Annotated in this window: 13 protein-coding genes; 12 read left to right on the top strand and 1 reads right to left on the bottom strand. The window is 47.7% G+C overall.

Annotation, left to right across the window (positions count from 1 at the left end; genetic code table 11):
* Positions 1-122 precede the first annotated feature (122 nt).
* The 9 genes from NOM72_RS15985 to rsmI are packed head-to-tail and all read left to right on the top strand — an operon-like array spanning position 123 to position 6,580.
* Positions 123-1,541 (top strand): aminotransferase class I/II-fold pyridoxal phosphate-dependent enzyme, encoded by a 1,419-nt coding sequence (locus tag NOM72_RS15985; protein WP_255999456.1) that lies wholly within the window; start codon positions 123-125, stop codon positions 1,539-1,541.
* Positions 1,538-2,176 (top strand): dTMP kinase, encoded by a 639-nt coding sequence (gene tmk, locus NOM72_RS15980; protein WP_255999455.1) that lies wholly within the window; start codon positions 1,538-1,540, stop codon positions 2,174-2,176. The genes NOM72_RS15985 and tmk overlap by 4 nt, the downstream gene beginning before the upstream one ends.
* Positions 2,173-2,502, top strand: a complete 330-nt coding sequence (locus NOM72_RS15975) for a cyclic-di-AMP receptor (protein WP_023466519.1) — start codon at positions 2,173-2,175, stop codon at positions 2,500-2,502. The genes tmk and NOM72_RS15975 overlap by 4 nt, the downstream gene beginning before the upstream one ends.
* Positions 2,502-3,494 carry a DNA polymerase gene (locus NOM72_RS15970; RefSeq protein WP_050677360.1) on the top strand — a complete coding sequence of 331 codons (993 nt, stop codon included), beginning with the start codon at positions 2,502-2,504 and terminating at the stop codon, positions 3,492-3,494. The genes NOM72_RS15975 and NOM72_RS15970 overlap by 1 nt, the downstream gene beginning before the upstream one ends.
* Before the next feature lie 6 nt (positions 3,495-3,500).
* The gene (locus NOM72_RS15965) at positions 3,501-4,331 is read left to right on the top strand and encodes a PSP1 domain-containing protein (protein ID WP_029343044.1); all 831 of its coding nucleotides are present in this window, start codon (positions 3,501-3,503) and stop codon (positions 4,329-4,331) included.
* Positions 4,332-4,339: 8 nt separating this feature from the next.
* Positions 4,340-4,690, top strand: coding sequence for a DNA replication initiation control protein YabA (gene yabA / locus NOM72_RS15960; protein ID WP_119182633.1), 351 nt, complete (start codon positions 4,340-4,342; stop codon positions 4,688-4,690).
* Between the two features lie 51 nt (positions 4,691-4,741).
* Positions 4,742-5,479 (top strand): tRNA1(Val) (adenine(37)-N6)-methyltransferase, encoded by a 738-nt coding sequence (locus NOM72_RS15955; RefSeq protein ID WP_023466526.1) that lies wholly within the window; start codon positions 4,742-4,744, stop codon positions 5,477-5,479.
* Positions 5,472-5,726 (top strand): GIY-YIG nuclease family protein, encoded by a 255-nt coding sequence (locus NOM72_RS15950; RefSeq protein WP_023466528.1) that lies wholly within the window; start codon positions 5,472-5,474, stop codon positions 5,724-5,726. Before NOM72_RS15955 ends, NOM72_RS15950 begins: the two co-directional genes overlap by 8 nt.
* Entirely contained in the window at positions 5,723-6,580 is an 858-nt protein-coding gene (gene rsmI, locus NOM72_RS15945) for a 16S rRNA (cytidine(1402)-2'-O)-methyltransferase (RefSeq protein ID WP_055966569.1), read from the top strand. Before NOM72_RS15950 ends, rsmI begins: the two co-directional genes overlap by 4 nt.
* 35 nt (positions 6,581-6,615) lie before the next feature.
* On the opposite strand, the gene NOM72_RS15940 is transcribed toward rsmI, so the two are convergent.
* Positions 6,616-6,912: a transition state genes transcriptional regulator AbrB gene (locus tag NOM72_RS15940; RefSeq protein ID WP_023466531.1), complete on the bottom strand. Its 297-nt coding sequence runs from the start codon at positions 6,910-6,912 to the stop codon at positions 6,616-6,618.
* A gap of 324 nt (positions 6,913-7,236) precedes the next feature.
* Here NOM72_RS15940 and metG point away from each other — a divergent pair, with 324 nt between their 5' ends.
* Genes metG through NOM72_RS16140 form a run of 3 tightly spaced genes read left to right on the top strand, consistent with a single transcriptional unit; the run spans position 7,237 to position 11,311 of the window.
* Positions 7,237-9,216, top strand: coding sequence for a methionine--tRNA ligase (metG, locus tag NOM72_RS15935; RefSeq protein ID WP_255343760.1), 1,980 nt, complete (start codon positions 7,237-7,239; stop codon positions 9,214-9,216).
* Between the two features lie 59 nt (positions 9,217-9,275).
* Positions 9,276-10,043: a TatD family hydrolase gene (locus NOM72_RS15930; RefSeq protein ID WP_023466535.1), complete on the top strand. Its 768-nt coding sequence runs from the start codon at positions 9,276-9,278 to the stop codon at positions 10,041-10,043.
* Positions 10,040-11,311 carry a 3D domain-containing protein gene (locus tag NOM72_RS16140; RefSeq protein WP_055966567.1) on the top strand — a complete coding sequence of 424 codons (1,272 nt, stop codon included), beginning with the start codon at positions 10,040-10,042 and terminating at the stop codon, positions 11,309-11,311. Before NOM72_RS15930 ends, NOM72_RS16140 begins: the two co-directional genes overlap by 4 nt.
* Positions 11,312-11,319 lie beyond the last annotated feature (8 nt).

Genomic DNA, 11,319 nt, shown 5'->3' with positions numbered 1-11,319 from the left:
AACGCCGAAAGTAGTTGGGGGCTTCCCCCTGTGAGGATAGGACGTTGCCAGGCACTTGACCGATCTGCAGATTGCAGGTCGGTCTTTTTGTGTAATCATTTTAGAGGAAAAGGAGTTTTTTCATGAAACACGAACTTCCCATTGTACATGCACTTCAACGTCATTTAGATCGATCGCCCATCTCATGGCATGTTCCTGGTCATAAGAATGGGACATTGACGCCTCTTCCTGACTTCTTTAAATGGGACGTCACAGAATTACCTGGTCTAGATGATTTTCATCATCCGGAAGAGGCTATTGCTGACGCGATAGCTTTGTTGCAAAAAGTCTATGGTGCAAAAGCGAGTCATTTCCTTGTGAATGGTTCGACCGTTGGAAACTGGGCGATGCTTGCCGCTACAGCAGCAAGAGGAGAGCGTGTTTATGTACAGCGTAATTCGCATAAATCCGTGTTTAATGCACTAGAATGGTTAGGAATCGAACCGATCTTTCTTGAACCAGACATCCATAAGGAAACGGAAATCAGTGGACATGTTTCACGTGAAACATTAAAGGAAGCGTTTACGAAATATCCAGGAGGAGTCGGCGTGTTTATCACTTCACCGACCTATTACGGGGAAGCAGCTGATATCGCGTCACTCGTTCAGCTCACAGCGTCGCATGAACTCCCTTTATTAGTGGATGAAGCACATGGTGCACACTTCGGTGAAGCATTTGGTGTACGCTCTGCATTTGAATTAGGAGCAACTGCTGTTGTCCAGTCTGCCCATAAAACACTTCCAGCACTGACGATGGGAGCATGGATGCATGAGCGATTTTCAGAAAAGATGAGAAGGAAGTTACAGCGAGCGCTTCAAGCGTTTCAGACTTCGAGTCCTTCATATTTACTCCTGGCTTCATTAGATTACGCCCGTTCCTATCGTGAACAATGGACAGTTAAAGGGATGTCAGATGTTCAAGCTAGTCATGATGCATTCATCGAAGCACTTCAACGGTTCGATCATATGACGGTTCTGCGATTCGATGATTGGTCGCGGATGACATTAACGTATGAGGGATATTCAGGAGATGCGTTGTTGCACGCGTTACGAGCTGTTCAACTCGATGCGGAATTTGCTCTAGGAGATCACGTCGTCTGTATTTTGCCACTTCGTCCGCTCACAAAATCTGAGCAGAATGACTGGGTCCACCGTGTCGAACGAGCCATTCAAATGATGAAATCAGAAGGAATTCCTTTGAAAAGGTATATCGAGCAACCAATTATGGGTAAAATACAGGTATCTGCTTTAGCTTGTTCTTATGAACAGTTAGAACAAGCAACAGGTATGTTCCGTCAGCTGGATGAGTGTATCGGTCATGTTTCACTCGAAACGATTATTCCATACCCGCCAGGCATTCCGTTGATCGTCAGAGGCGAACGCATTACGGCGGAACAGGTACTACGTTTACGATATTATCAAACCGTAGCTGTTCATTTGCAAGGGGGCGAACAATTGCAACGAGGAGCGTTACGCGTCATAGAGGAAGGGTTTGAAGAATGAAAGGTACGTTCATTACTGTCGAAGGACCAGATGGTGCCGGTAAAACGACACAACTACAATTGCTTAGTGATGTGTTAAAAGAAAAGGGCTATAACGTCATGACGACCCGCGAGCCAGGTGGCACACGCGTTGGAAACGAAATTCGTTCGTTGATTTTGAATCCTGATTTTGAAGAGATGAAAGAGATGACGGAAATTCTGCTGTATGCAGCGTCTCGTGCCCAGCATGTCGAGGAATTGATTCGACCGGCGTTAGAGGCAGGCACAATAGTTTTATGTGACCGATTCGTTGATGCGTCACTTGCGTATCAAGGGTATGGTCTCGGACATCCGATTGATCTCGTGCGTCAAATCAATGATTCTGCAACAGGTGGGTTAGCGCCAGACCGAACGTATTTATTTGATTTAACGGTAACGGATTCTAAAAAACGAATGATGGACCGGGGAGCACTTGATCGAATCGAGCAGCGAGATGATGCGTTTCGTGCCCGCGTCTATGAAGGTTTCCAACAGATTGCAGCATCGGATCCGGAACGGGTGCAGATCGTACGGGCCAATCGATCGATTGAAGCGATTCATCAGGACTTAGTGGAAGATGTCATTACCTATTTAGAAGAAAAGGAGAGATTCTCATGAAAATGGTCATTACGATCGTTCAAGATAAAGATAGCTTACGTTTGGCGGAAGCACTTGTCGAGCATGATTTCCGAGCAACGAAACTGGCAACGACAGGTGGTTTTCTTAAAGAGGGGAACACGACGTTCATGATTGGTGTACAGAGCGAGCGTCTCGATGATTTGTTGCGATTGATTAAAAAGAACTGTTCAAGTCGCGAACAGATGGTTTCTCCAATCTCACCAATGGGTGGTCATGCCGATTCTTATATCCCGTATCCCGTTGAAGTCCAGGTAGGCGGGGCAACGGTCTTCGTCTTGCCAATCGAAGGGTTTCATCAATTCTGATGCAGACGTTTCATGAACTGGAACAGACACAATCGGTCATTTCGACGATTCTTCAAAATTCGTTACGGAACGATCGAATCAATCACGCTTATATCTTCACCGGAGACTATGAGCCGCTTCTACTTGAAGCGGCTCACTTGTTCGCGAAAAGCCTTTTTTGTGAGGCACCGGTCGATGTGGAGCCATGTGGTGTCTGTCGTAGCTGTCGGCGGATGGAAAGTGGCAACTTGGTCGATTATTATGAAATCGAACCAGATGGCGCGACCATCAAAAAAGAACAGATTCAACAATTGATGCATGATCTCTCACTCCGAGGACTTGAAGGTGATCGTCAGATTTATGTCATTACCCAGTCCCATAAGATGACTCCCCAAGCAGCAAACAGTTTGCTGAAGTTCTTTGAGGAACCAGGAGAAGGAAAAGTGGCTTTATTGTTGACGAATCAACCCCAGCTCCTTTTACCGACGATTCGATCGCGGGGACAGTTATTAAGTTTTCGTCCGGCGGATCGTCAAATGATTGGCGAGGTTTTATCTGAAAAAACGGGACGGGACCACGAGTTGACGCAATTGGCAGCGCGTGTCTATCCAAAAGTCGAGGATGCAGAAGAAGCATTACTCGAAGACTGGTTTGTAAATGCGCGAGCGTCAGTGTTACAATTGATGGAGGAATTAGCGAATCGTCCGGCTGATTTACCACTGTTCGTACAAGAGAAATGGATGGGACAATTCAAAAACCGTCAGGATGTCCGAATCGGTCTTGAACTCGTCACTTGTTTCTTCGAGGATGTCTTACGTCTGAAACTGAATCCGGCGTGGGAAGGTATGACCTATACGAATAGTAAACCCCAACTTGAACAGATGGGGTCCAAGAGCCAGACGACGATCACCCGCTGGTTGCAAGCTGTGCTTGCCGCAGTAAGACGGGTCGAAGCGAATGTTAATCCCCAATTAACAGTTGAGCGTCTCATGTTTGACTTACAGAAAGGGTAGAGCGACATGCTAGAAGTAGTAGGCGTTCGCTTTAAAGAAGCGGGCAAAATTTATTATTTTGCACCTGGACAAGAGTCATTATCACGAGGACAAGCAGTCATCGTTGAGACGGTACGGGGCATTGAATATGGCGAAGTGGTCATCGCCGATAAACAAATGGACGAAGAAGATGTGGTGTTGCCACTGAAATCCATTCTTCGGATTGCTGACGATAAGGATGCAATGATCGTCCGCGAAAATAAAGTCGCAGCGCTTGATGCGCATGCGGTATGTGTCGAAAAAATCCGTGAACATAAACTCGATATGAAATTGGTCGATGTCGAGTACACGTTTGATCGCAATAAGGTCATCTTCTACTTCACGGCAGAAGGACGTGTTGACTTCCGTGAGCTCGTCAAAGATTTAGCGGCGGTCTTCCGGACGCGTATCGAACTCCGTCAAATCGGTGTTCGGGATGAAGCGAAGTTACTGGGAGGCATCGGTCCGTGTGGTCGTGTCTTATGTTGTTCATCTTTCCTCGGTGAGTTCGAACCGGTTTCGATCAAGATGGCAAAAGATCAAAACCTGTCGTTGAATCCGACGAAGATTTCAGGAGTATGTGGTCGTTTGATGTGCTGCCTGAAATACGAGAACGATACGTATGAAGAAATGCGCCGTGATTTGCCGGACTACGGAAAACGTTTGACAGTACCTGAAGGCGAAGGACGCGTCGTTGGTTTGAACATCCTCGATCAAGTCGTTCAAATCGAACTGAAGGATCGTTCCCGCGTCTTGACGTATTCAATGGAAGAACTATTATCCGTTGGTGCCGTAAAACCAAAACGACCAAAAGAATAACGGGGTGCATACGCGTGGAGAGAGTCGATAAAAAAGAAATCATTACGCGTGTCGATGCGATTGAGCAACAGATTCATTTGCTGACTGAGCATCTGAGCGTGTTAAAGGATCAGCTGGCTTACATGATGGAAGAGAACCAACATCTGTACCTGGAGAATCATCATCTTCGAGAAAAAGTCGAACGCGATGAACAACAGCCGGTCACGGAAGCGGAAGAAGCGGAAGCAGGCGTCGGTGCGGGCTACGATAATCTCGGGCGATTGTACCAGGAAGGGTTCCACATCTGTAACTTGCATTATGGACAAGTACGAAAAGACGGCGATTGTCTCTTTTGCTTATCCATGTTAACGAAACATTGAGAGGCTGACTTCTACATGAGTCAGTCTTTTTTTCGGAAAGGAAGGCACGACATGTTTGAACTATTACCAGACGAACGACTTGATTATCTCTTAGGACAGGAAGGGAAAATCATTCAAAGTCCATCCGTCTTCTCGTATTCACTTGACGCGGCACTGCTTGCACGATTTGCGTGGGTCCCGATTCAACAGGGACGGATTGCCGATCTCTGTTCAGGAAACGGTGCAATTCCACTCTTTTTATCCTACCGGACGAAAGGGCAGATCACGGGTCTTGAAATCCAGCCACGACTAGCGGAGATGGCACGACGGAGCGTCACCTTGAATGAACTGAACGACCGGATTGAGATGATTGAAGGGGACGTCAAAGAGGCGGGAGCGCGTCTTGGATACGGCATCTATGATGCTGTCACCTGCAATCCGCCATATTTTTTAGCAAACGAGACATCGAACCAAAACCAAAGTGAACATTATACGATTGCAAGGCACGAAGTCCTCTGTACCCTTGAAGACTGTATTCGAGGTGCATCTGATTTGTTGAAACAAGGCGGAAAAGCAGCGTTCGTCCATCGACCGGAACGACTGCTCGATATCGTCACCTTGATGCGGACGTATCGCTTGGAACCGAAACGGATGCAGCTGATTTATCCGAAAGCAGGGAAGGAAGCAAACATGCTGTTGATCGAGGGGATCAAGGATGCAAAACCTGGACTGAAGGTGCTTCCCCCATTCATCGTCTATGAAGCGGACAACTCGTATGCGGCTCAGATGAAAGAACTGTTCGATGTCTGAGCATGCAGTCTATATCGTTCGGTGCCAAGATGATACGTATTATACGGGTTACGCCGTAGACGTCACACAACGCATTGCGACACATAACGCAGGTAAGGGTGCGAAGTATACACGTGCCCGTCTGCCGGTCGTCCTCGTTCATCAGGAAGTTTTCGCGACGAAGTCAGAGGCAATGAAGCGGGAATATGCGATTAAACAATTAACCCGTTCACAAAAAGAACGGTTGATTCAAGGAGGAACCTCATGAAAGCGACGAGTAGCTATCAACAGCAAGGAGCCGGTCTCTATATCGTCCCGACACCAATCGGCAATTTAGAAGACATGACGTATCGGGCCGTACGGATTTTACAGGAATCCGATATCGTCGCAGCAGAAGATACGCGGCAGACGATGAAACTGTTTCGACACTTTTCGATTGAGTCGAAGCTTGTCAGTTACCATGAACACAATAAACAAACAAGCGGCGAACGACTCCTCGCTGATTTAGAGGCAGGAAAACAAATTGCCCTCGTCTCCGATGCCGGTATGCCTGGCATCTCGGACCCGGGAAGCGACTTGATCCGCCAAGCGATTGCAGCAGACATCCCTGTCATCGTTCTTCCGGGTGCGAACGCTGCATTGACCGCTCTTGTCGCGTCCGGATTATCGACGGAACGCTTTTTATATTACGGCTTTTTGCCACGGAAGAAAAAAGAGCGTCGCGAAGCGTTGGAGCAATTGAAATACGAAACCGGAACGCTCGTCTTTTATGAAGCACCACATCGTTTGAAAGAGATGTTGCAAGGGATCGAGGAAGTACTCGGTGATCGTCAGGTGACGTTAGCACGGGAACTAACGAAACGGTATGAGGAATACATTCGGGGGAGCGTGAGTGAATTACGTGCTTGGGCAGCAGAAGACGTTCGGGGCGAGTTCGTCGTCCTCGTTGAAGGATCAAACGAAGAACGACCGGATGCTGTCATCCAAGACAGTGATCCGCTCGAGCAAATCCGTCGGTATATCGAAGAAGGCGAAAAGCCGAATGCAGCGTTGAAGCGTGTCGCCAAGGAACGGGGACTGGATCGTCAGGAGCTGTATCTTGCGTTTCACGAAGCAGATTAAAAAAAGGAAGCCCCGTCAGGAGCTTCCTTTTTTGTTTACTCGTTGCTTGCGTAATGACGATCGAGGAAATCTTTTAATTCAACGAGAACGCGTTGTGCGCCATCTGGTGAAAGAATCAATTTACCATCAGCCAATTTGAAGTTATCTTCTGATACTTCTCCTGTTACTTGGCAAGTCATGTTTGGTTTATATTTTTTAAGGATGATCTGTTCGTTGTCGACATAGATCTCGAGGGCATCCTTTTCTGCAATTTGAAGTGTACGGCGTAATTCGATTGGAATTACGACACGACCGAGCTCGTCTACCTTACGTACAATACCTGTTGATTTCATTTTGTTGTTCCTCCTTTGATGTCATGGATCTCTTTTTCTTTTGAAAAATCGTCAAAATTCGACATCGTTTCTATAGAATGTAGAATACTAGACTTTCCAAAAGTAGTCAACCAATCTGAATAGCTTGAAATCAAAATGTCATTTATTTCTCAAAAACACCATATTTGAAACGATTTATTAATACATTTTCCCTTTTTAAAGGAAATGAAACTATAGAGTGTGTTTTTTTGTAATTTGATGTCTGATGTCAAAAAATGTTTTGATTCGACAAAAAGTGAGTTTCGACATCAGTCCCGTAACAGCGTATAATAGCCTATAATGAAGATGGAAATCAGAGAACGGAGGAATAACATGGCAAAGACATTTTATATCACGACCCCGATTTATTATCCAAGTGCAAAACTACATATCGGTCACGCGTACACGACGGTGGCTGGAGATGCGATGGCACGATACAAACGACTTCAAGGATTCGACGTCCGGTATTTGACAGGTAGCGATGAGCACGGTCAAAAGATCCAGGAAAAAGCAGCAGAAGCAGGGATTTCGGAACAGGCATTCGTCGACGGTGTCGTCGAACAGATTAAAGTCTTATGGGATCGTCTCGACATCTCGTACGATGATTATATCCGGACGACAGAACCACGTCACAAGAAAGTCGTCGAAAAAGTGTTCGAGACACTTCTTGAATCAGGCGATATCTATTTAGGTGAATACGAAGGTTGGTATTCGATTCCGGATGAGACGTACTATACGGAATCACAACTCGTCGACGGGAAGAGCCCTGACAGTGGACACCCGGTCGAACTCGTTCGCGAAGAATGTTACTTCTTCCGGATCAGTAAGTACGCGGACCGTCTGCTTGAGTACTTTGAAGCGAATCCGTCATTCATCTTGCCAGAATCACGTAAACACGAAATGATCAATAACTTCATTAAACCAGGTCTTCAAGACTTAGCGGTCTCACGGACGACATTCAACTGGGGTGTACAAGTCCCGTCGAATCCAAAACACGTCGTCTACGTCTGGATCGATGCGTTGACGAACTACATCTCGTCACTTGGTTATGGTACGGACGATCACGGTAACTTCGATAAGTACTGGCCAGCAGATGTCCATCTCGTCGGAAAAGAAATCGTTCGTTTCCACACGATCATTTGGCCGGCACTCTTGATGGCGCTTGACCTCCCATTACCGAAGAAAGTCTTCGCACATGGTTGGTTGTTGATGAAAGACGGAAAAATGTCGAAATCAAAAGGAAACGTCGTCGATCCGATTCCGTTGACGGATCGCTACGGTCTCGACGCCCTTCGTTACTACCTCTTACGGGAAGTGCCATTCGGTTCGGACGGTATGTTCACACCTGAAGCATTCGTTGAGCGGATGAACTATGATTTGGCGAACGATCTCGGGAACTTACTCAACCGGACGATCGCGATGGTCACGAAATACTTTGATGGTGAGATCCCAGCCTATACAGGTAACGTGACACCGTTTGATGCGACACTGTCGGATCTTGCAAAAGAAACGGTCACGAAAGTCGAAGCATCGATGGAACACATGGAATTCTCTGTCGTACTGTCGAACATTTGGCAATTGATCAGCCGTGCCAATAAATACATCGATGAGACACAACCGTGGGTGCTTGCAAAAGACGAATCCAAAACGGCGGAACTCGGTTCTGTCATGGTGCATCTCGTTGGCGTCTTGCGTCATGTGGCGATCATGTTGCAACCGTTCATGACGCGTTCACCAAAAGAGATCTTCGCGCAACTGGGTCTCTCTGGACAAGCGATGGACTGGGCAGCGCTCGAGAAATTCGCAGACATCGCACCAGGAACGAAAGTCGGTACAGCGACACCGATCTTCCCACGTCTCGACGTCAAAGAAGAAGTCGAAGCAATCGTCGACATGATGCGCCAAGCTTCTGCAGCACGTGTTGAGGAAGAGGAAGTTGAAGAAGAAGACGAAGATATTCGTCCAGAAACGACAATCGATGTCTTTGACCAAATCGAACTCCGTGTCGGTGAAGTCGTGACGGCTGAAAAGATCAAAAAGGCGAAAAAACTATTGAAGTTACAAGTCGATATGGGCAAAGAAACACGCCAAATCGTCTCTGGTATCGCTCAGTGGTATGAGCCGGAAGATTTAGTCGGACGAAAAGTCATCGTCGTGGCGAACTTAAAACCGGTCACGTTACGTGGCGAACTCTCACAAGGAATGGTCCTTGCTGCTGAAAAAGCAGGAAAACTTGAACTGGCGACGGTTCCGTCAACGATGGCGAACGGCGCAAGCGTAAAATAAAACCGATGCCTGTGGACTCCATGTCACAGGCATTTTTTTAAAGAAGGAGTCGAACAGCTATGTTAATCGATACACACACTCACTTAAATGCAGACCAATTCGCGGACGACGTCCACGAGACGATTGAGCGGGCACGCGCGAACGGTGTCTCACCGATGATCGTCGTCGGATTTGATCATAAGACGATTGATCGTGCGATGGAACTCGTCGAAGCGTACGATGATCTTTATGCGGTAATCGGGTGGCATCCCGTCGACTCGATTGATTTTGATGAGGAAGCGTACCAAAAGGTCGAACGGTTGATGGATCACGAAAAAGTCGTTGCGCTTGGAGAAATTGGGCTCGACTATCACTGGGATACGTCACCGAAAGATGTGCAGCAGGAAGCTTTTCGTAAACAAATCCGGCTTGCGAAGCAGAAAAAGAAGCCGATCGTCATCCATAACCGGGAAGCGACAGAAGATACATTACGGATTCTTGAAGAAGAAGATGCGAAAGAAGTCGGTGGAATTCTGCATAGCTACAGCATGAGTGCTGAATTATTACCACGCTGCCTGGCGATGAACTTCTATATTTCACTCGGAGGTCCCGTCACGTTCAAGAATGCGAAGATGCCGAAGCGTGTTGCGCAGGAAGTCCCGCTCGATCGTCTACTCGTCGAGACGGATTGTCCGTATCTGACACCGACGCCACACCGCGGGAAACGCAACGAACCCGCTTACGTCCGGTTCGTCGCTGAAGAGATTGCGCAGCTCCGTGGCATGATGTATGCCGACGTGGAAGCAGCAACGACCGAAAATGCCAAACGGGTCTTCCGCTTGCCATGATGCGTTCGTTGACGTTTACTACGATTGGATTCAGCCTCTTACTTGTTGCTGCACTCATCTATGGAATGATGGATCATCCACAAATCGTGACCGTCTTGATTGATGGACAAGAGCAGCAAATTGAAACGACAGCCGATTCCGTTTATGGCGTACTTAAAGAAGCAGGCATCACGACGCGAACGAATGACATCATCGAACCAGCGCTCAGTGCTGATTTACCAGAAAAACGGTTGATCGTCATTCAGCGTGCGAAAGAGATCACACTGATCATGGGCTATGGTGAATCCCGTCGTGTTCGGACGCAGGCGCGCCAAGTGAAGGATTTGCTGGCAGAACGTGGTATCAAGAAAGCGGAGACGGATGATATCTATCCGTCCTCTGACGCTGTTCTGAAGAGTGGCATGACGGTGCGATACCGAGAAGCTTTTCCTGTTGATCTTGTCGTCGGTGGAAAAGCCCGACAACTCTACACGTATGAGACGTCGGTCCGGGAATTGTTAGCGCGAGAAGGGATTCGCTTGCAAAAAGAAGATCGGGTCGCTCCAGATCCCGACACCCGCGTGACGGAAGGGACGTTGATTACGGTCAACACGACACGTCGTGCAACGTTGACGCAGGAACAGCTCGTTCCGTTTGAGATCGAAGAAGTCGAGGACCCAACTTTACCGGAAGGCGAACAACTCGTGACGGCATCTGGTCGTCCAGGTGTCCGAACGAAAAAGTATCAATTGACGCTTGCTAACGGTTTGAGCAAAGAGAAAAAACTGATTGGTGATCAAGTGACGCAGACACCCGTCAAACAAGTTGTCAAAGTCGGAACCAAACCGGTCGAGACACCCGTCGAAGCGCCTGTCTTCAACGAAGAACAGGCGACGAATCCGTTAGCTGAAACACCGAAGGCCGATACGGATCTTGATTTTGCAAGTGCGAAGAGCTTGATGGTCGAAGCGACGGCGTATACGAACGATCCAGCTTCAAACGGCAGTCGTTTGTATAACGGTCGCGCCTTGACCGCGACCGGGTATGACGTGACGGATACGATCACCTATCAAGGGATGCCAATTATCGCGGTTGATCCGAAGGTCATTCCGCTTGGTACGAAGGTCTACGTCGAAGGAGTGGGGCTTGCGATCGCCCTCGATACCGGTGGCGCCATCAAAGGCAATAAGATTGATGTCTTGGTCGACGGAGAACAAAAAGCGAAGACGTTCGGTCGAAAACAACTGCAAGTCTGGGTCATTCCTAGTGCAACGGAAGCGGACACGTGACGCTTCCT

The sequence above is a fragment of the Exiguobacterium sp. LL15 genome (assembly GCF_024436095.1).
Classification (GTDB): domain Bacteria; phylum Bacillota; class Bacilli; order Exiguobacteriales; family Exiguobacteriaceae; genus Exiguobacterium_A; species Exiguobacterium_A indicum.
This window is presented reverse-complemented; position numbering and strand designations above follow the sequence as displayed.